The organism is Paenibacillus sabuli (assembly GCF_014705605.1).
Taxonomy (GTDB): domain Bacteria; phylum Bacillota; class Bacilli; order Paenibacillales; family Paenibacillaceae; genus Paenibacillus_D; species Paenibacillus_D sabuli.
This window is the reverse complement of record NZ_JACXIZ010000070.1, coordinates 1-21,170: the sequence shown is the minus strand read 5'-3', so window position 1 is coordinate 21,170 and position 21,170 is coordinate 1. Positions and strand designations below refer to the sequence as shown.

At 62.9% G+C, this 21,170-nt stretch carries 12 protein-coding genes and 1 CRISPR repeat array; of the genes, 8 read left to right on the top strand and 4 right to left on the bottom strand.

Annotation, left to right across the window (positions count from 1 at the left end):
* On the top strand, positions 1–2,410 hold a 2,410-nt coding region (locus IDH44_RS25255; RefSeq protein WP_190921600.1), incomplete at its 5' end, for a TIGR02680 family protein.
* Entirely contained in the window at positions 2,407–4,200 is a 1,794-nt protein-coding gene (locus IDH44_RS25250) for a TIGR02679 domain-containing protein (RefSeq protein ID WP_190921599.1), read from the top strand. The genes IDH44_RS25255 and IDH44_RS25250, both read left to right, overlap by 4 nt.
* Before the next feature lie 91 nt (positions 4,201–4,291).
* Here the strand turns inward: IDH44_RS25250 and IDH44_RS25245 are convergent, their stop codons facing one another.
* Complete coding sequence (locus tag IDH44_RS25245) at positions 4,292–4,921, bottom strand: HD domain-containing protein (RefSeq protein ID WP_190921598.1); 630 nt, start codon at positions 4,919–4,921, stop codon at positions 4,292–4,294.
* A 468-nt stretch (positions 4,922–5,389) separates the two neighbouring features.
* Positions 5,390–6,933: direct repeats of the CRISPR family, unit length 32 nt; unit sequence GTCGCATCCCTCGTGGATGCGTGGATTGAAAC.
* Positions 6,934–6,946: 13 nt separating this feature from the next.
* On the opposite strand from IDH44_RS25245, the gene IDH44_RS25240 reads away from it, so the two are divergent.
* From IDH44_RS25240 to IDH44_RS25230, 3 genes are all read left to right on the top strand, one after another.
* The gene (locus IDH44_RS25240) at positions 6,947–7,408 is read left to right on the top strand and encodes a helix-turn-helix transcriptional regulator (RefSeq protein WP_190921597.1); all 462 of its coding nucleotides are present in this window, start codon (positions 6,947–6,949) and stop codon (positions 7,406–7,408) included.
* A 217-nt stretch (positions 7,409–7,625) separates the two neighbouring features.
* On the top strand, positions 7,626–8,405 hold the full coding sequence (locus IDH44_RS25235) for a class I SAM-dependent methyltransferase (RefSeq protein WP_190921596.1): 780 nt from the start codon (positions 7,626–7,628) through the stop codon (positions 8,403–8,405).
* A 93-nt stretch (positions 8,406–8,498) separates the two neighbouring features.
* Positions 8,499–9,284 carry an ankyrin repeat domain-containing protein gene (locus IDH44_RS25230; RefSeq protein ID WP_190921595.1) on the top strand — a complete coding sequence of 262 codons (786 nt, stop codon included), beginning with the start codon at positions 8,499–8,501 and terminating at the stop codon, positions 9,282–9,284.
* Between the two features lie 39 nt (positions 9,285–9,323).
* Here the strand turns inward: IDH44_RS25230 and lepB are convergent, their stop codons facing one another.
* From lepB to IDH44_RS26825, 3 genes are read right to left on the bottom strand one after another with little or no spacing between them, the layout of a single operon-like run.
* Positions 9,324–10,109, bottom strand: coding sequence for a signal peptidase I (gene lepB / locus IDH44_RS25225; RefSeq protein ID WP_190921594.1), 786 nt, complete (start codon positions 10,107–10,109; stop codon positions 9,324–9,326).
* Entirely contained in the window at positions 10,102–10,275 is a 174-nt protein-coding gene (locus IDH44_RS26830) for a sigma factor-like helix-turn-helix DNA-binding protein (RefSeq protein WP_223870027.1), read from the bottom strand. The genes lepB and IDH44_RS26830 overlap by 8 nt, the downstream gene beginning before the upstream one ends.
* 9 nt (positions 10,276–10,284) lie before the next feature.
* Complete coding sequence (locus IDH44_RS26825; RefSeq protein WP_223870026.1) at positions 10,285–10,584, bottom strand: RNA polymerase sigma factor; 300 nt, start codon at positions 10,582–10,584, stop codon at positions 10,285–10,287.
* Between the two features lie 1,992 nt (positions 10,585–12,576).
* Here IDH44_RS26825 and IDH44_RS25215 point away from each other — a divergent pair.
* The 3 genes from IDH44_RS25215 to IDH44_RS25205 all read left to right on the top strand — a co-directional run.
* Positions 12,577–15,426, top strand: coding sequence for a metallophosphoesterase (locus IDH44_RS25215; protein ID WP_190921593.1), 2,850 nt, complete (start codon positions 12,577–12,579; stop codon positions 15,424–15,426).
* 28 nt (positions 15,427–15,454) lie between these two features.
* Entirely contained in the window at positions 15,455–17,290 is a 1,836-nt protein-coding gene (locus IDH44_RS27275) for an S-layer homology domain-containing protein (protein WP_190921592.1), read from the top strand.
* 25 nt (positions 17,291–17,315) lie between these two features.
* On the top strand, positions 17,316–21,170 hold a 3,855-nt coding region (locus IDH44_RS25205), incomplete at its 3' end, for a GH92 family glycosyl hydrolase (RefSeq protein ID WP_223870025.1).

Genomic DNA, 21,170 nt, shown 5'->3' with positions numbered 1-21,170 from the left:
GGCGCGCAGCCGCGAGCCGGAGCCGCCGCGCAGCGAGGCGCGGCGCCGCACGCGCGCCGGCTATACGGCCGGTGCGGGCGCGCCGCTCTACGAGGCGTGCGAGTTCCTGCCGCATATCGGAGAGGCGCAGCGCGCGGCCATCGAGCTGACGCTGCTCGGCAGCGGCGCGCTCGACGCCTGGCTGCGCCCGGATGGGCGCATCGCCGTCCAGGGCGAGCACGACGAGGAGAGCTGGATCGTGCCGCAGCCGATCGAGTGGGGCTATACGCTGGCGGACGTCCTGCGCCCGACGCCGCCCGCCGAGTCGGGGCTGACGGCGGCGCAGGTGGAGGCCGCGCTGCGCTCGTTCGCCTGGGGCGAAGCGATGGAGCCGGTGGAGGCCGCGGCCGAGCAAGGTCCGCCGGTCATCGGGACGGATCATTACCGGTTCGGCCCGCTGGCGGCCCGGCTGGACGGGACGAGCCACCGCGCCCAGTACATCGGGCGCGAGGCGCGGCGCCGCTTCCAGCAAGCGGAGATCGCCCGGCTGGGCGAGGCGATCGCCGTCTGCGACGAGGCGCTGGCGGCGCTGCGCGCGCAGATCGGCGAGCAGGAGGCGGGGCTGGCTCGCCTGGAGCGCGAGCTGGCGGCATTCCCGCTCGGCGACGAGTCGCACGAGGCGCTGCTCGCCGCCTGGTCGGCGCAGTACGAGGCGACGACGCGCTTTCGGCTGCTGCTGGAGCAGGAGCGCAAGCAGGCTGATCAGCTGCGCGTCAAGCAGCAGCAGTGGAGCGAGCTCAAGCAGGCGTTCATCGCCGCTACGGCGGGCTGGACGCGGCTCAAGACGCTGCGTGATCTGCAGGAGGCGCTGCGCGGCGTCGGCGCTTATCTGGAGGGCATGTCGCAGCTCGTCTCGGACTGGCGCGAGTATCGGCAGCACCTGCAGGAGGCGGCGCGCTGCGCGGCCGAGGCGCGCGAGCTGGCTGAGACGGCAGAGCTGGAGGAGGAGCGGCGCGATGAGCTGCTGGACAAGCAGTACGGGCTCAAGGTCAAGGCCGAGCAGCTGCGCAAGCTGATGGAGGAACTCGGTATTGGCGATCTGTACAGCCGGCTCAGCGCGCTCAAGACCCGGCGCCGCGAGCTGGACGCCGAGCGCGACCGGCTGGCGCAGGCGCTGGTCGAAGCGGCCTCGCGGCACGAGGTGCTGCGCGAGCGCCAGAGGGTGCTCGCCGAGCGCGAGCAAGACAAGGCCGAGGAGCAGGAGCGGCGGCGGCGCGACTACTTCGCGGAGTGGGAGCGGGGGCTCGTCCCCGAGACCGGAGGTCGCGAGCTGACCGGCGCCGAAGACGAGCAAGGGCAGGAGCAGGATCAGGGACAGTGGCTCGCCGTCTGTCAGGCGCTCACGGCGGAGCTGGAGCGGCTGGTCGGGCGCTCGGCCCGGGAGCGGCTGAGCGGCACGGTGCAGGACCATTACAATGCGTCCAAGCAGCTGCTCGCCGAGTACGTGCTGGAGATCGAGATCAGCGAGGCGGGGCGCATCACGCTGCTCTCGCTGCGCGACCGCACGCGGCCGCAGCAGCCCTCGGCGCTGCTGGCCGAGCTCGGCGATCATCTGCTCGAGCAGGAGCATCTGCTCAGCGACAAGGACCGCGAGCTGTTCGAGGAGATCATCCTGCGCAGCGTGGGCAAGTCGATCCGCCAGCGCATCCAGCGCGCGGAGCTGTGGCTGGCGGAGATGAATCGGCTAATGGCCGAGCGCGACACCTCGAGCGGGCTCAAGCTGCAGCTGCAGTGGGTGCCGCGGGCGGCGCAGTCGGAGTCGGAGCTCAATAGCGACGAGCTCGTGCAGCTGCTGCGCAAGGACGCCCATCTGCTGCACGACGACGAGGTGGAGCGGCTGGTCGGGCATTTCCGTTCGCGGGTGCAATGGGCCAAGCAAGGCGCGCTCGAGGAGCGCGAGGCGCTGCGCAAGCACATTTACGACATGCTGGATTATCGCTCGTGGTTCCAGTTCGCGCTGCGCTACAAGAAGGGCGGCGAGTCGAATTATCGCGAGCTGACCGACGCCCGCTTCAACGTGCTGAGCGGCGGGGAGAAGGCGATGTCGATGTACATCCCGCTGTTCGCGGCGACGTACTCGAGATACGCTGACGCGAGCGCGGAGGCGCCCAAGATCATCTCGCTCGACGAGGCGTTCGCCGGCGTCGACGACGAGAATATCCGCGACTTGTTCGGCTTGCTGACGGAGATGGACTTCGATTACATGATGACCTCGCAGGTGCTGTGGGGCTGCTACGATACGGTGCCCCGACTGGGCATCTGCGAGATCTACCGCCCCAAGGACGCGGACTTCGTGACCGTCTTCCGCTACCGCTGGGACGGCCGGCTGCTGGAGTCGGTGGCCGCTGCCGAGGAGGGCGGGACGTCATGAAGGAGCGCGAAGCGGCGAGGCGCTACTTCGGCCAGCCGGGCTTCGCGCGCTTCCTGCGCCTGCTCGAGCGCCAATACAGCGCCTCGCGCCACGGCGTGCGCGGCTATGTGACGCTGAGCGCGGTGACCGACGAGGAGCGCAAGACGCTCGACGCCTTCTACCAGACCTACACGCCGCCTGCGCCGGATCAGACTCGTCGCTATTCGCTGCAGAAGTTCGAGCGGCTGCTGCGCGAGAGCCGCTATGCGCTGACGGTGCCGGAGCTGCTGGCGCTGCTGCGCGGCGCGCCGGTGCTGACGCGGGAGCAGCGGGAGGCGCAGACGGATGCGCGCTGGCGCGCGATGATCGAGGCGGCGCTGGAGCAGGCGCTGCCCGGCTGGCGGCTCGAGCCGCCCGGGGACGATACTTCGGCGAGCGGCGGCTCGTCACCGGACGAGGGCGAGTCTGCGAAGGAGGGCAAGCCACTGTACGCAGGCAGGCCGGCGAACGACTGCGTGGCGCCGAGCGCATGCGGATCGGTAAGCGACGTCCCGTCGCCGCCGACCGTCGGCTCGGCGGATGCGCGCCTGGCCGCGTGGGTCCGGGGGCTGGCCGCGGAGCGCGTGCCCGGCAGCCGTACGCTGCGTCTCGTCTTTGGCCAATCGCCGGAGCAGGCGCAGCGCTGCCTGCGCGATTGCGTGCGCGCGCTGCGCCGCCTGGACGAGCCGGGGGGCGCGCGTCCGGTCCGGCTGCCGGTGCTGGCCGCGGAGGTGACCGGCGATGCCCATGCCCTCGATTGGAAGCAGCCGCTCGGGCGGCTGTTCTGGTGGGGGCTGGAGGCCGTGTCGGGATCGGGCAACCGGCAGCCGGCTATACAGGTCGCGGATACGTCGGGCGGAGCAGCGGATTGGCCCGCCGCGTCGCCTTCGTCAGATGCAACGGGCGTGTCTGCTTCGCGCGCCTCCGCTGCGGATGCGCTGGACGGGCAGGATGCACCGGACGCACTGGATGGGCAGCATGCACCGGACGCACCGGATGGGCAGGATACACCGGATGCACCGGGAGTGCCGGATACACCGGATGCACCGGGAGTGCCGGATACGCCGGAGGTGCCGGATGCGCCGAACGTGCCGGACGGCGGGCACCGGCAAGCCCTGCTTATTCGCGAAGGCTACCGGCGCGGCGGCGTCGCCGATGATGATCTATCTTCCCAGGTCATGCTATATGCACCCGAGCTGTTCGGGGAATGGGAGGAGCGGGTGCTGACGCTGCGCCAAGCGGAGCGGCTCGTGTCCGGGCAGTTGGAGGGGCTGACTGCGGACCGGATCTTCATGGTGGAGAACCCGTCCGTATTCGCGGAGGTGATCGATGCCGCCCGGAGACTGTCCGGCACAGGCGATAGGACGAAGGGGCGCGTCGCCTTGAGCCAGCCTGTCGTCGTCTGCGGCAGCGGTCAGCCGACGACGGCGGTCATCCGGCTGCTTGACGGGCTATTGGGCGCAAGCGCGGCGCGTACGCTGCAGTATGCCGGCGATCTCGACGCGGCGGGACTCGGGATCGCGAACGGCTTGCGTTATCGGTACCCGGCGATGTATCGTGCATGGCGGATGGATGCGGCTACCTACCGGCGCTATGCGGCCCATGGCATCCCGCTCGGCGAGTCGGAGTGCGCTCGGCTGCGTGCGAGCGAGGCGGTCTGGGATGTGGAGCTGGTCGAGGCGATGCTGGAGCGTAGGGTCAAGCTGCATCAGGAATTGTGGTCGGACGAGCTGGTGCAGGACGTGCTGCGCGGGATGAGACGAGTGGAATAAGACGGAGTCAGGCGGAATAGGGCTGAGGTCGGCACGGGGGCGTATAGCTGAATCAGAGATGGCGGGCACTCGGCGGATGCGGATGTGCGCCTCACATGGCGAGCGCTTCGTCGGTAATCTGGCGCAGGTCGATCGGACACTGCGTGCCCTCGCTCACCAGATCGGGCAGGATGCGTTCGAGGAAATAATCGACGCCGTGCAGCCGAATCTGCTTGATTTTGACCAGCGCCTGGCGATACATTGTCACGAATTCTTTTTCCGTATTGCCCCGCTTCAGCTCGGAGAAGGCCTCGTACACCTGGTCCAGCTTGTCTGCCACCTCCAGAATGCGTCCCTCGACCGAATCGTCCTTGCCTTCGCGCAGCTGCCGGCGGAAGATGGGCTTCAGATCCTCGGGAATGTGTTCCGCAATGAAATGGGCGACCATCCCTTCCTCTACCTGCTGCAGCATCGCACGCAGCTCCAGGGAAAAGTGCTTGACCGGCGTCTTGATGTCGCCGATGAAGATCTCCCCGTAATCGTGGCTGCTCGTAATCTCGTACAGCTTCTTCCAGTCAATCTGCACCCCGTGCTGCTCCTCGATATCGGCGAGGGTCTTGGCGTATTGCACGACCTTCCAGGAGTGCGCGGACACGCTGTGCTCCTCGAATTTGAACTTGCCGGGGCAGCGAATGATGCGCTCCAGATCGTTCAGCGATTGGAAATACGTGTGAAGTCCCATTGGCGTTCTCCTTTCTACATCATGCAGCATCGTGCAATCTGCGTGATATGTCCAGTATATCGGGGCAATGTCAAGGCAGAATTAAGCCAGGTGCAAGGTTGTGTAAGCGCGGGAAGCCGGTCGGCCTGCAAGCCGCGACTGTCCGCTGAACCGTCGAGAGATCAAGCCCAATGAGCGATAAAGAGAAAGCACCGTGGCAGCGGTAAGCGTTTCAGGTTTGCACTAATGGACAAAAATGTTCGTTACACACAAGGAAGCTGCAAAGAGGGGGACCGATCGTGATGATAGCAAGGGCGACTAGTGCGAACCCCAGGTGCACATGAAATCCCTGGGAGGTTCGCACCCCGCGCCGGCACTGGCTTTTTTGCAAATAGACTCGTTTTTTTAGCCCCAAAAATGTATACTAAAAACAGGTTCGCACTTTTGAGCCCGGAATCCCTTGCCCCATAAGGGCTCGCGGGTGCCGCTGTCGCATCCCTCGTGGATGCGTGGATTGAAACCTGTGCACCAGCACTGCAATCTTGCGCGGTTCGGTCGCATCCCTCGTGGATGCGTGGATTGAAACTATCTACGGAAAATCTAATCGAGATTAATCCGGTGTCGCATCCCTCGTGGATGCGTGGATTGAAACGGATGTACGACCCGAAAAAAAGCAGGGACTACAAGTCGCATCCCTCGTGGATGCGTGGATTGAAACTTACGTGCTGTATCTGCCCAAGCCTCCACTAAGGTGTCGCATCCCTCGTGGATGCGTGGATTGAAACATTTTTATTCCGGTTCGATTTTTGGGCGCGTGTTGTCGCATCCCTCGTGGATGCGTGGATTGAAACATTACGGTCCTCCTCCGTGCCAGACTCCGACGCGTCGCATCCCTCGTGGATGCGTGGATTGAAACACGCTGCAACCCCCCGATCAAGTGGATTGTATCCGTCGCATCCCTCGTGGATGCGTGGATTGAAACTCAATGGCTGTATCGACGCCCGCGCCCTCGGCAAGTCGCATCCCTCGTGGATGCGTGGATTGAAACGATCTTTGTTCCGGTGCCGGTGATGGACTTGACGAGTCGCATCCCTCGTGGATGCGTGGATTGAAACCACACGGCTTAGGCACCGGCAACAATTGTCCTTGTCGCATCCCTCGTGGATGCGTGGATTGAAACAAAATGCGAATACTGATGGTCCACAATTTGCTGTGTCGCATCCCTCGTGGATGCGTGGATTGAAACCACCACGCGGCGACGAGGTCGCCGATCGCGCGCGTCGCATCCCTCGTGGATGCGTGGATTGAAACGTACGGCATGGTTTGGCCCCCTTGAAATTAAATGTCGCATCCCTCGTGGATGCGTGGATTGAAACATCGCCCTGGGCATCGCGGGTAGTGCGATTTTCGTCGCATCCCTCGTGGATGCGTGGATTGAAACCAGGCGTTTGGCTACCGACACCAGACATGGCGCGTCGCATCCCTCGTGGATGCGTGGATTGAAACCCAAAATAAAAAGCCCTCTAGGGGCTACTCTACCGGTCGCATCCCTCGTGGATGCGTGGATTGAAACATACATGCCGATTGAACTTTTTGACACCTTTAGTGTCGCATCCCTCGTGGATGCGTGGATTGAAACACCCCAGCTACGTATATGGTCCGAAACACCGCATGTCGCATCCCTCGTGGATGCGTGGATTGAAACTTTGATCGTTGCATTACGGGTCAAATACCACGTAGTCGCATCCCTCGTGGATGCGTGGATTGAAACATACAAAGAGAGATTACAGAAGAGGCCCGCGTGCGTCGCATCCCTCGCGGATGCGTGGATTGAAACAAATGGGCATGTGGGGCAACGCCGTGTCGATGGTGTCGCATCCCTCGCGGATGCGTGGATTGAAACGCACGTTGTTTCCGGTGCGGTGTCATGGAATCAGTCGCATCCCTCGCGGATGCGTGGATTGAAACACGTGAAATACGAAGCGAGTTCTCCAGCGAAATGTCGCATCCCTCGCGGATGCGTGGTCGGAGAGGAGGTAGATAATAATGACATCGAAAGAGCGTGCAAAACTAAGAGAAATGAGATTATCTAAAAAACTTACTGCTACTAAAGTAGGTGAACACGTTGGATGTAGCTATGCTCAAATATCTCAATTTGAACTAAAAGAAGATTATCCGATGGCAGCAGACAAAATTAAGCGATATAAAGAATTTATTATGAGCGCTCCGATCCCAACTGCGGAAGTTAAATTAAAATCAAAAATAAAAAATGTCTCTCTTAAAGATGGAACTCTAAAGGAAGGGCGGGAAGGGAGAGGTTATACTCAGACCGAACTTTCTCAAATACTTAAAATAAATCAGTCAGCATATAACTTATATGAACAAGGAAAACTTGATGTCCCTATTAAGTTATTTGTTGCATTATCAGAGTTAATCAGCATAGAAGCGGATGACATTGTAAAATTTAAGTATTACAATCCGTACTCTTCAACGAAAAAAAGTTTATAAGATGGATAGTACAGAGTGTAAGGAAAACGAAAACCATTGGAGGAAGATTAGATTACAGAAGCCCATAAAACATTATATTGATATTATTGTAGACACTTTTAACGCCAGGATCGTGCCGTAAGACTCTTTACATGGGGGCAATTTAATCAAGTTGATGTAGATCTTATTTTCGTCGCATCCCTCGCGGAGCGTGGAATGAAACAAAGGAAAGGGCGTGGTGCGTGTGTACAACCGCTATGCGGGGACGGCGTGGCTGTATGATGCCGATCCACGACCGATTGTGACAGCGGATCTCCCCTTTTATCAAGAAAGGGCGCGCCGAATGGGCGGCAACGTGCTGGAGCTGGCATGCGGTACTGGCCGGATCGCACTTGCGCTTGCGGAGCAAGGCAGTCGCGTATGGGGACTCGACCTTTCGCCAGAGATGCTGGCCGTACTCGAGCAAAAAGCCGAGACGTACCCGGAAGCTGTGCAAACTCGCCTGCATGTGACATGCGGGGACATGACGGACTTTGCTTTGGCTCAAGCGTTTCGTCTGATCTTGATCCCGTTCCGCAGCTTGCAATTGCTGGAGTCGGATGCACAGGTGCTCCAATGTCTGGCGTGCGCTCGGCGTCATTTGGAGCAGCACGGTCGTTTGATCGTACACGTGTTCAAGCCGCGCGGTCCTATGGGAGCGGCATGGGCGGAGAAGAAGGAAAAGTTCGACTTTGAAGCGGAGATTGCGGGAGGCCAGAAGGTGACCCGATACTCGATCAAGAGGGCCAGCGATTCAGAGCGTCGTTTGCTTTGGACGGACTTCATCTATCGCGTCACGGAGGCGGACGGTAACGTCAACGAGCTTCGGGAAGGTGTGCGGATGAGATGGTATGAGGAAGAGGATCTGCGCGGGCTGCTCGAAAAGGCCGGCTTCATGGTGCACGAGGCGTATGGCTGGTTTGATCGGCGTCCGTCCAGCGAAGGACCGGAGCTGATTTTCGTTTGCGGTTTGCGGTAAGGCTACATAGGCCGGGAACTGCACGCTTCGATGCAACGTTATGGGCCTCGGTCGGAATGCGGGCGATTCTGTTGTGAAGGGAGGATTGAGCAGATGAGGATCAACGAGACCGATCCGCTTGCTGTGGCTTTGCTCGAAGCAATTCGCACCGGGGACACTTCGGCGCTGCAACATCTGCTCACTGCGCACCCGGGATTAGCGACTGCGCGAATTGTCGCCATTGACGGTCGTCAACGCGAGATGTCTCGTACACCGCTGCATGTGGCGGCCGACTGGCCCGGCCACTTCCCCGGCGGCGCGGCGACCGTAGCGATACTGGTCCGAGCCGGAGCTGATGTCAATGCTCGATTCGTCGGCGCTCATATGGAGACGCCGTTGCACTGGGCAGCCAGCAGCAACGACATTGATGTGCTTGATGCATTGCTGGATACCGGGGCCGATATTGAGGCTCCGGGTGCGGTCATTGCTGGCGGCACGCCACTGGACGATGCAGTCGCGTTCGGACAGTGGGAGGCTGCTCGTCGGTTGGTGGAGCGCGGCGCCGACTTTTCGCTCTGGCACGCGGCCGCGCTCGGTCGCTTGGAAGCGATAGAGGCACATTTTGCAGGAGATGTGCTGAATCGACGTTATCCTTGGGGAATGGGTGGGAATGGAAGTGGGCCCCGTCCTTCTTCGTCGACGCACGAAGTCACGGTCGCCTTCTGGTGCGCCTGTTATGGCGGTCAGCTCCGAGCGGCCGAGTCCTTGCTCGAACGCGGAGCCGAGTTGAATTGGGCCGCCGTATGGGATGGACGCACTCCTCTGGATGCGGCTATGCGTAGCGCATCGGACACGCTGGTGAAGTGGCTGCGCGATCGCGGCGCCAGATCGTCTTCGTGACGTAACGGATGCCGTAGTCTCCGTTCATTCAGTACGCATTTACTTGGAAGCGGCGCGTCCGACCACTTTGCCATGGATGTGCTCGACCGGGACCGGCCCCAGATAGCGGCTGTCCAGACTCAGCAGCCAGTTGTCCCCGACCAGGAAGACGGCGTCCGGCGGCAGCGTGATGGCTTCCAAGGTAAAGCCGTATGTGGCCTCAAGAATGTTAGCCTTGTTCAGGTTCGGGCTGTCAGATAACGCGAGGAAGGCCTCGCGATCCATTCCACCCCAGCGTGCTGAGCCGTAGAAGGTATCGAGTCGCATCCCATCCACATAGAGTTGACCGTCACGGATCGAGATTGTCTCGCCCGGCAGGCCCACCACGCGGCTAAGCTCCTGCTGCTGCAGCCGGTCCGAGAGGAGCGAGCCGTCATAATAGACGATGTCGCCGCGCCGCAAGGCATGCGACCGGTAATAATCTGGATCCACCAGCGCGCCTTCCATGAGTACTTTACGTCCCTGATCCATGTTGTCATACATCGGATCGAATGCGAACTGATTGCCGACCGGCCGCAAAAGCGGCAACTCGACAGGCGTATCGGCGTCGGTGATCGCCGCAGGCGCGACAGGGGCGTACTCGCGCAGCAGCGCAGGTGCGAATCCGAGCAGACCGAGCAAGAGGAATACGGCGTCTGCCGGGCCGATATAAGCCGGTAACCGTATCTTGCTCCGTGGGGGGCCGGAGGCGAGACGCTCGGCAATGCGGCGCATATGGCGATAGGTAAAGGTTCGTTCACGGAACGGCCCGGTCTGCAGACGGTGTTCCCATTCTCGCCTATTCATGCGGATCTCCTCCCTTTAGTTGGGTTGCTAGATTTTGTCGGGCACGGTGCAATCTGGACTTCACCGTACCAGCAGGAATGCGCAGCAGGGACGCGATCTCTTCGACGCGCAGATCGTGGCGCAGATGGAGCGTCAGCACCTCGCGGAATTTGACCGGCAAGGCCATCACGTGCTCTCATATGGGGTCCGTGAAGCGGGACGAGGTAAAGTATTCATGCTCTGCAGATGGTGATACATCGCGGGATCGCACCCATTCCAGCGGAATCATGCGGGATATGAAGGCGCGATTGCGCGCATTGTGTGCCATGTTGCGCGTAATGGCGAGCAGCCAATGCCGGATCGGGGCATCGCCGCGATAATCGGCAATCCGTTCGTAAGCTTTGATGAATACGTCCTGGGCGATGTCGTCGGCTTGGTGGGGATTGCGTGTGAGAAAATAAGCATAATTCCATACATCCTGCCCGTGTTCCTCCATTCCCAGTGATGTACAGCCTCATTTTACACCTTGAAGCAAAGAAAAGTGGCTGTTTCAAGTGTGCGGATCCATCTTGCTTATCAGTTCGTCGGATGGCTCACGCTTCACACACAGGCTTTGCTGTTTATCCAGTCCCGAAGGGTGCCTCTCATTCGAAAGCGTGGCATGAGCCTCACTTGGCGACGGGAGTCCGTGGCACGGATGCGGAATCTGCCGATAGGACGATTGCAGCAAGTTACACTAACGGACAAAAATGTCCGCTAGCGGTTATTTCTTCGGAAATCCACATTCTTACGGACATTTTTGACCGTTAGAGCGAGAAACCAATGACATTATCGACTAGCCCGCCTCCTAACGGACAAAAGTGTCCGTTACACATGCTTGCTATGGTGAGGGGGGCTTATCGAGACGAAAGGAAGGGCGGGCGGTAAGTGCGAACCCCAGGTGCACATGAAATCGCTGGGGGGTTCGCACCCGCGCCGGCACTGGCTTTTTTGCGAATGGACTCGTTTTTTTATCCTAAAAAATGTATACTAAAAACAGGTTCGCACTTTTGGGCCCGAAATCCCTTGCCCCATAAGGGGTCGCGGGTGCCGCTGTCGCATCCCTCGCGGATGCGTGGATTGAAACTTCCACATGGAAAGCGAAGGTGCTGCGCTGATGGGTCGCATCCCTCGCGGATGCGTGGATTGAAACAACAGTAAAGGTTTTCAAGGGTTGGCCTACCCAGGTCGCATCCCTCGCGGATGCGTGGATTGAAACTCAGTGACGGCAGCAAGTACGCGGCTCGATCCGGGTCGCATCCCTCGCGGATGCGTGGATTGAAACCCAACCTCAGCGCCTGTTATGGCGCTGAACGCTCGTCGCATCCCTCGCGGATGCTGGATTGAAACTCAGAGAAAAGATGGATCTTATGTGGGAGTTGGGAGTCGCATCCCTCGCGGATGCGTGGATTGAAACCTTGGTCTGTAAAACCTCGAATTTACGTGACCTGTCGCATCCCTCGCGGATGCGTGGATTGAAACACCAATAAAAACTAAGCTATCTGTGTCACAATAAAGTCGCATCCCTCGCGGATGCGTGGATTGAAACTCGTCAGATGAGGCGCAACTTAAGCTGTCTAAGGTCGCATCCCATGCGTAAACACGAAGCTACTCAAGCTGGCTGTAATGGGAAAGAGCGACGCTTAGGCTCCATCACGAAATAACCAAAGACAGCTAATCCATCACGCGGGCAATGGGCAATCGATCTCTCCTAAGCTAACGATTGCCAGCGCGCTTAATTCGGTCGATTTCAGGCGATTTCTAGACTAGCGGTTGCCACAGCGCTTATTTGGCCTCAATCGCGTTGTTTTGATTGATTTCAAGAAAATAAGACCTGTGGCAACCGTTACAATTCAATCGACGCTTTTTTGGGCGCAATAGCCACTGTGGCAACCGTTAGGTTCGTTGGGGATGGTGAAGGGATCAAGACGGTTTCAATCGCATCAGGTTATTCTGTAATGGACGATTAGCGCTTCGCCAGCCCAGGCCGTTCGAGGCTACCCGCGCTTGTTGGGCTGTTGCCCTCGCCAGACCACGCTGGCCCCGTCCGCCCGCGTTGGTCCACATCTATCGAACGTATATGACCTGCTCGATGCCACATTCTCTCGAGCGGTTTGCGCATTTCGCGCACGCGGCCCCTTATTTGCGCATTTCGAACATGCTGTCCCTTTTTTAAGTTATGATGAACAACATCCTCAATTTTTCGCCATCGCTTCAAGCGCCGCATCCCCGCGCCCCTCCTGACCCCGTGCGTCATTCTCCCGGATTAAGTCTTCTCGCCAGCCCTCGCCCAAGCTTCTCTCTTTCCAGCCATTGCATGTTCTTGTCCCAGTCTTTACAAGTTCTTATCTTCCATTTTGCGCTCCGATAACAATTCGGCCCTAGACTGTGAAGTTGTGTGCTGCTACAAGCAGGCAGAATGCAATTTACCGGTATGGGAGGATCAGAAGTGAAGAAGAAACAACATAGCGCATGGACGAGCCTGATGCTGGCGTTCATGCTGGGCTGGGTGACGGTCTATGCGACAGGCGGGCTCGATCACCCGCTGCTGGCCGCCCAGAGCGGCGGCCAATATGGCGGGAAAAACCCGGTTACAGTGGCCGGCGCGGTGTATGGCGAGGACGCATCCGTCACGGTGGCGGACACGGTGTATATCGACGGCGAGACCGAGCTGATCGCCGCCGATGCGCAGTGGCGCTATCTCGATGACGGCAGCGATCCGGGCAGCGCCTGGCGCGCGCCGGACTACGACGATGCGGTCTGGCAGACGGGCGCGGCGCCGCTCGGCTACAACCGCCACAATGCCGGGCTGGGCACCGTCATCGGGTACGGGGCGGACAGCGGGGACAAGCACCTCGCGTCGTACTTCCGGCATACGTTCCAGGCAGGCCATACCGCCGAGGTGCAGACGTTGACGGCGTCGCTGGTGCGCGACGACGGCGCGGTCGTCTACCTCAACGGCGAGGAAGTGTACCGCGTCAACATGCCGCAGGGAGAGATCGGCTACCGGACGCCGGCCTCGGGCGCGGTCGGCGACGAGCGGCCCGAGGAGGCGTTCAGCATCGATCCGGCCTTGTTGGTCGAGGGGGAGAACGTCCTGACCGCAGAGGTGCATCAGAATGCGGGCACCAGCTCGGACCTGCATTTCCAGCTGTCGCTGCAAGCCTCGGACGAGGAGCCTCAAGTGACGGTGGAGCCGCCGATCGCGATCGCGATGTCGCTCTACGGCGATCCCAAGACGCAGCGCTCGTTCGCCTGGTATACCCGTTATGACCCGCAGACGGCACCGGCGGATGCGCTGGACAGCATCGTCGAGGTCGTGCCGGCTGGCGCGGACTTTGATTCGGATGCGGTCATGGTGTACGAGGGCGACGCCCAGGTGCTTACGAATCTGAAGATTACCCATTCGGAGACCGGCTCCTTCGTCAGTCACAAGGTCGTGGTGGACGGCCTGACGCCAGGCACCGCCTACCAGTACCGGCTCGGCAGCGTGGACAACTGGAGCCCGATCGGCCGCATCGTAACCGAAGGCGAAGCGGAGACGACGTACGAGCTGCTGTATATGACCGACTCTCAGGGCGGCAACAGCTACGACTACGAGGTGTGGGCGGATACGCTGGCCCAGGGACTGGACCACTTCCCGGATGCCAGGTTCCTGATGATGGCGGGCGATCAGGTCGACGCCGGCGCGCTCGAGTACCAGTGGCTGGACTTCTTCGGCAAGCCGCAGGCGGATTTGCTCAATCTGCCGATCCAGGCTTCGGTCGGCAATCACGAGGGCCCTTATAATAACAACTTCTCGTATCACTTCAACTATCCGACCGACGCGGTCGAGGATCAGTTGCCGGCGGGCAGCGTCTATGCCTTCGACTACGGGGACGCGCACTTCATGGTGCTCAATACGATGGACATGGGCTGGGACGACCGCCAGCGCGAGTCATTCCGCCAGCAGGTGGAGTGGCTGCGCCGCGAGGTCGCCGAGACCGACCGCAAGTGGAAGGTGCTGATGATGCACAAGGCGATCTACTCGGTCGGCGGGCACACCAATGACGGCGACATTCTCGAGCTGCGCCGCGACTTCCACGGCGTGATCGACGAGCTCGGCATCGACGTCGTGCTGCAGGGACACGATCATACCTTCATGCGCTCGCATCAGATGTACGGCGACGAGCCGGTGACCCAGGTCGAGACGGACGAGAGCGGCGCGGTGCGGAATCCGGACGGCACGCTGTATATGGTGAGCAATGCGGTCGGGACGAAGTATTATGACGTGCGGAGCGGCATCGATCACTACTATGCGGCGGTGATGGAGCAGCCGCGCAAGCCGGTCTTCTCCGGCATCCGCATGACGCCGGACAGCCTGACGATCGACTCGTACCGCTCGGGCGAGGACGAGCCGTTCGACACGTACACGATCAGGCGCGACGACGCCCGGCCGCAGCCGGTCCGCGCGCTCACGGCGGGGGCGACGGGCGACGGGCGCATCCAGCTGTCGTGGCTGGCGCCGAAGCAGGCGGGGGCGAGCGCAGACGACCCGGTGCGCGGCTACCGCATCGTGGAGCAGTCCGGCCAGCTCGGACGCAATTGGAGTCTGTACGTACCGGCCGAGGGTGGCCGCTCGGACTACGCCCAGCTCATCGACGCGCCGGCGGACAGCGGGCAGGTCTACAGCTTCGCCGTCACGGCGGTGGACAATCGCGACAATTCGGAGACGGCGCGTGCGTCGGTGGATGGCCAGGTGCCGGCGGCGCCGACCGCTGCGGTCGTGCACGACGGCTTCAATACGCTGGGCTGGACGGCGGTCCCGGGTTACGCTGCGCCGAGCGCGTACGAATACAGTGTGGACGGCGGCGCGAGCTGGCAGCCGGTCACAGCCCATCCGCAGCCGGTAGGAGACGGCGAGTACCCGGCTGGCGAGGTGCAGGTGCGCGTGCAGGCGGCGGGCGGAATGCAGGCAGGCCATGTACTGGCGACCGGGCAGGCGTATACGCGCAACAGCGTGCACGATGCGTTCGCACTGGAGGCGACGCTGAAGCGCGCGGACGACACTCTGATCGTACGCGCGACGGCGGAACAGACCGCGCTGTACGACGGCGAGGCGCAACTCGTCGTGCAGCTGATGGACGGCGACACGCCGCTGCTGCTGCACGGTGTGCCGGTAGAGGGCAAGCGGACGAGCGTCGAGGAGCGGTTCGCGGTGAGCGGTGCGGACTACCGGGTGAAGGTGTTCGTATTCGACGAGCGCGTCGGCGGTGCGGAGATGGCGGAATATTTGGCGCAGCCGCTCGTGCTGGAGTAGGGCAGAGGAAAGCGAGGCTATGATAATCGTGAAACGATATATTGCATTGTGGCTGGCATTGCTGCTCGTCGCGGTCCCGGCGCTGGCCGGGACCGCGACAGCGGCAGCGGTGGCGGACGGGCTCGCGCTGGAGCTCGGAGCGTCCGTGGCGAAGCGCGGTGAGCGCATGGCGGTGAGCGGGTCGGCCCCGGCGGCAGCGGCGCGGGTGACGGTGCAGATCGTCCGTCCCGACCAATCGTTGCTGTACGTGGACGTGTTGGACGTGACGGACGGCCGCTACGACGTGTCCGTGCGCATCCCCGAGGATGCCGTGCTCGCCCCTCTGGGCGCATACACGGTGACTGCGGGGGCGCAGGGGGTCACGGCGAGCGCGACCTTCGAGGTCGTCGGTGAATCGGGCGAACCCGGCAGACCAGACGAGCCGGGTGACCCGGGCGGACCAGAGGAGCCAGGCGGACCGGGCGAACCGGACGAACCGGGCGCACCCGGCGGACCGGACGAGCCCGGCGATCCCGATCCGGATGACGGCGGATCGGGCGGCGACGGAGCGAACGAAGACAGCCAGAGCGGCGACGTGGACGATGCGGCGGACGACGGACGCATCCCGCCGCAGGCCGGCGAGGCGAGCGGCGGCGTCATTGCGCCGGAGATGGAAGCGAGCGGACGCCTGGTCGTGGGAATCGCACGCATCCGGGCCGCGCTGGAGGCGGCGGAGGGCCGCGTCGTCATCGAGCTGCCGGACGAAGCGTTGGCAGACGGCGGCTGGCTGGAGTTGCCGGTCGAAGCGCTGTACGAGCTGGAGGCGCAAGACGCTGCGCTGGTGCTGGGCGGCGGCGGGATGCGACTCGACTTCCCGGCCGGCGCGATCGGCAGCGCCGAGACGGCGCGCGAGTCGGGCCGGCTGCGCATCCGGCTGCAGCTCGGCTGGGGCGAGACGGCCGCGCAGGCGGCGGCGCAGGCGATGGGCGGCGACACGGCCTATTCCGCAGCCGATCTGGCGCTGCGCGTCGAGCTGACCGTGCTCGACGGGGACGAGGAGACGGATGCGGGCGCGCTGGCAGAGCCGGCACATGTGCGGCTGACGCTGGATGCGGGTCGGCTCGCGCAGCTCGATCCGGCCGTGGCCGGCGTCTACCTGGTGGATGACGGCGAGCTGCTCTATGCCGGCGGACGGCTGGATGACGACGGCACGCTGACCTTCGCGGCGCCGCACTTCTCGACCTATGCCGTGCTGCACTACGACCGGCGCTTCGCCGATCTGCGCGGGCACTGGGCCGAGGAGCAGGTGCGCAGGCTGGCGGCGCGGCATATCGTGACCGGCGTCGGCGCGGCGCGCTACGAGCCGCAGCGCGCGATCACGCGGGCCGAGTTCGCCACGCTGGTGATGCGCGGGCTGGATTACGCAGGGCTGAGCGCGGAGGAAGTCGCTGCACAAGGAGCTGCAGGTGCGAATGCTGCGCAAGGGGCAGCGTCGGCGGCGGTGCGCTTCGACGACGTGCAGGCGGGCAGCTACTACGAAGCGCATGTCCATGCGGCGGCGGCGCTCGGACTGGTGCGCGGCTACGACGGCCGCTTCCGGCCGGGCGACGCGATCACGCGGCAGGAGGCCGCAGCGCTGCTGGCGCGGGCGGCGGACCTGTTAGGGCTGGGCGCGAGTATGAGCGGCAGCATGAGTGGAAGCGTGAGCGGTTCGCCTGCTTTTGCGGATCGGGAGGAGATCGCGGAATGGGCGTCTGCGGACGTGAAGCGCGCCTGGTCGCTCGGGCTGATCGAGGGCTACGGCGGCGCCTTCCACCCGTTAGCGAGCGCGACGCGGGCCGAAGTGGCGACGATGATCGGACGGCTTGTGACGGAGGTCAATTAGCATGGAGCGGGAGGGCAAGACTTTCATGAAAAAGATAGCCATTACGTTGCTGGCAGCACTGCTGCTGCTGTCGGGACTGGGGGGCGCCATCGCGCTCCCCGCCGGTACCCCGGCGGCGCAGGCGGCGCCGATCGAGATTGCCGAGGGCTGGAACGTGGCGCTCGGCGCCGAGGTGTCCGCCTCGGGGCAGTGCAACGCGGCCGAGGCGGCGCGCTTCGCCGTCGACGGCCGGACGGACACCAAGTGGTGCGACGGGTCGGATGCGGCGAACAAGTGGCTGATGCTCGATCTGGGCGAGGACTATGCCATTAATCGCTGGGTGCTAAGCAATGCCTGCATGGGCGAGTCCGGCAGCTGCCCGTTCTGGAACACGCAGGACGCGCAGCTGCAGACGAGCGCAGACGGCGAGACGTGGACGAACGTCGACTACATCACGGACAATGTGCAGTCGGTTGTCGACCGCTACGTCCCGGTATTCACGACGCGCTACGTGCGTCTGCTGGTGACGCAGGGCGCAGCGGCGCAGCATACCGCCCGCATCTTCGAGCTGGAGCTGTACGGCACGACGCCGGATCAGACGCCGGCCTACCCGCCGACGGATCTGGCGCCGGTCGACTATGTCGACCCGCTCGTCAATACGATGGGCGACAACGGACAGATGAGTCCGGCCGCTACCGTGCCGTTCGGGCTCGTCTCGCTCGGGCCGGACAGCGACGGCGGCGCATTCAGCGGGTACTACTATCAGGACAACAACCTGAAGGGCTTCTCGCATACGCGCTTCAACGGCGTCGGCTGCAGCGGCGCGGGCGGCAATGTGCTGATGAAGCCGTCGACGGGCGACTTCGCCCGTACGAGCAGTCTGTACAAGGAGCGCTACGACCGCGCTTCGCAGGATGCTTCGCCGGGTTACTACACGGTCGAGCTCGCGTCCGGCATCGCGGTCGAGCTGACCGCCTCGGAGCGGGTCGGCTTCCATCGCTATACGTTCCCCGAGGGCGAAGCGGACGGCTCGGTGCTCGTCGATCTGGCCAATGCGTACGCAGGCATGGTGGACGCGAGCCTGACGGTCGAGAGCGACACGGAGCTCTCGGGCATGGTGCAGTCGCGCACGGTGTGCGGCAACGGCTACTACACGCTGTATTACTCGATCCAGTTCGACCAGCCGTTCACGTCGTATGCGTCCTGGGCGGGCAGCGATGTCGGCGAGGTCGCATCGCGCACGGGGACGAATATCGGGGTGTGGCTCGACTTCGATACGGCCGCGGATCGCGAGGTGCAGGCCAAGGTCGGGCTGTCCGCGATCAGCGCGGAGCAGGCGGCCTATGAGCGCGAGCACGAGATTGCGGGCTGGGAATTCGATGCCGCGCATGAGGAGGCGCGCGCGACGTGGTCCGAGCTGCTGAACAAGGTCGAGATCGGCGGCGGCGAGGAAGAGCTCAAGGAGATCTTCTATACGAAGCTGTACCAGGCATTCCTTCACCCGAACAACGTCACCAGCTCGACCGGGCAGTTCCGCGGCGGGCAGGACGAGACGACGATCCGCGAGGCGTCGGAGCTGGGCGAGGGCGTGGACTACTACAACGGCTGGTCGACGTGGGACGACTTCCGCAAGTATCCGCTCTACTCGCTGCTCGAGCCGGAGAAGTACGAGCATATGGCGCGCTCGCTGCTCGATCTGTACGAGACGCGCGGGTCGTACACGCAGTGGGCGAGCGGCTACTGGCCGAGCGCCAGCGTGCGCAATGAATTCGGCGGCACGATCCTGCTCGATGCGATCGGCAAGGGCATGGAGCTGAGCGAAGCGGAGCTGTACACTGCGCTCCAGGGGATGGCCGAGGACACCGATCATTACGCGACCGAAGAGGGACAGATCTCCGGCAAGCTGGAGAAGGCCTACAGCGCCTACTATCCGATGAAGCTGGCGGCGATGCTGGGCGACGCTTCGGCCTATGCGAAGTACCGCGATATGACGCAATCGTACCAGTCGCTGTGGAATCCGGAGCAGGCGGATGACGAGGGGAATGTGCGCGGCTTCTTCACGCCGAACGGTCGCGACGTCAGCCGCGTCTCCAATGTGAACGAGTACGCGTATCAGGGCAATCTGTGGACGTATCGCTGGTTCGTCCCGCATGACATCCAGGGGCTGGCCGAGCTGCGCGGCGGCGAGCAGGAGCTGGCGGAGGACCTGCTGTACTTCTTCGACGAGGCGCAGGAGTACGTGGCGGTCAACGAGCCGGATCTCCATGTCCCGTATCTGTTCAACTATCTGGGACTGCCGTATCTGACGCAATATTACGCACGCGAATATACGACCGAGGAGGTCGTGCAGCGCTATCACAATCACGGACTGTACGCCCACCCGATCAAGTCGCGCGTCTACCGCGCCGATCCGGAAGGCTATCTGCCCTCGATGGACGACGACGCCGGGGCGATGTCCTCGTGGTTCGTCTACAGTGCAATGGGATTGTTCCCGGGCAATCCGGGGGATCCGTACTACCTGATCGGCTCGCCGGTCTTCCCGGAGCTGACCCTGCATCTGGACAATGGCGAGACGTTCACGATCCGCGCCGAGGGCGTATCGGCGGACAATCGCTACATCCAGTCGGCGACGCTGAATGGCGGAGCATTCGACCAGGCGTGGCTCGGCCACGACACAGTGACCGCCGGCGGCGTGCTGGAGCTGCAGATGGGAGACACGCCCAACACCGCATGGGGCGCTTCGCCGGAAGCGGCGCCGCGGCAGACGGACTACACGGCGGACATTGACCAGCTGCTCGGACGCGCCGAGCTGATCGCGGCCGAGTCGCAGTGGCGCTACGACGACAGCGGACAGCCGGCCGAGGCGGGCTGGCATGCAGGCGGCTATGACGATAGCGCCTGGTCCGTCGGGGCCGCGCCGCTCGGCTACAACCGCGACAACACCGGGCACGGCACGGTGGTGAGCTACGGCGCGGATGTCAGCGACAAGCATCCGACGACGTACTTCCGCCAGACGTTCGACGTGGCGGACCCGGACGGCGTCGTCGCGCTGGAGGCGGACCTGATCCGCGACGACGGCGCGGTCGTCTATCTCAACGGGCGCGAGATCATTCGCACCAACATGCCGCAGGGCGACATCGCCTACGACACGTATGCCAATGGCACCGTCGGCGACGAGCGCGACTGGAACGGCTACGCGATTGATCCGGCCTACCTGGTGGAGGGCGAGAATGTGCTGGCAGCCGAGGTGCATCAGGTCAATGCGACCAGCTCGGATATCGCCTTCGCCTTCCGTCTGACGGCGATCCATGAGCTGGAGGTGCCGGATGCGCCGACGGCGCCGGTCGTGGACGACGCGGCCAATACGTTCGGCTGGGCGGCGCTGCCGGATTATCCGGAGGCATCGGACTACCAATATAGCACGGACGGCGGACTGAATTGGCAGCGTGCCGGCGCCAATCCGCAATCGGTCGGACCGCGCGCGCTGGATGCGGGGGCTGTGCAGGTGCGGCTCGCCGGCGATGCCGCTCAGCAGCGGGCGCCGGGCCGCGTGCTGGTATCGGACGCGCCGTATACGGCGGACACGCTGTGGACGGTGTACGAGCTGGAGGCGGCGACGGGCCGCGACGGCAATCTCGAAGTGACGGTCACCGGCACCGCGACCGGCGAGTACGACGGACCGGCCGTAGCCGTGACGCAGCTGCGCCGGGACGGGCGCGTGCTCGCCACCGGAGCTGCCGAGGTGGCGGCCGCCGGCGAGAGCTTCGCATTCACACAGTGGTTCAACACGCCGGATGCCTCCTACACGGTAGATGTCTACCTCGTCGATGCTTTCAACGGCAATGTGGACGAATCGCTCTGGCTGGCCGAGCCGCTGCCGCCGCGCGCGGCGCCGGCGCCG

What these genes read in the sequence shown, in the direction of transcription:
- IDH44_RS25250 (WP_190921599.1), top strand. Translation starts at nt 2,407, where the DNA reads ATGAAGGAGCGCGAAGCGGCGAGGCGCTACTTCGGCCAGCCGGGCTTC.
- IDH44_RS25245 (WP_190921598.1), bottom strand. Translation starts at nt 4,921, where the DNA reads ATGGGACTTCACACGTATTTCCAATCGCTGAACGATCTGGAGCGCATC.
- IDH44_RS25240 (WP_190921597.1), top strand. Translation starts at nt 6,947, where the DNA reads ATGACATCGAAAGAGCGTGCAAAACTAAGAGAAATGAGATTATCTAAA.
- IDH44_RS25230 (WP_190921595.1), top strand. Translation starts at nt 8,499, where the DNA reads ATGAGGATCAACGAGACCGATCCGCTTGCTGTGGCTTTGCTCGAAGCA.
- lepB (WP_190921594.1), bottom strand. Translation starts at nt 10,109, where the DNA reads ATGAATAGGCGAGAATGGGAACACCGTCTGCAGACCGGGCCGTTCCGT.
- IDH44_RS26830 (WP_223870027.1), bottom strand. Translation starts at nt 10,275, where the DNA reads ATGGCCTTGCCGGTCAAATTCCGCGAGGTGCTGACGCTCCATCTGCGC.
- IDH44_RS26825 (WP_223870026.1), bottom strand. Translation starts at nt 10,584, where the DNA reads ATGGAGGAACACGGGCAGGATGTATGGAATTATGCTTATTTTCTCACA.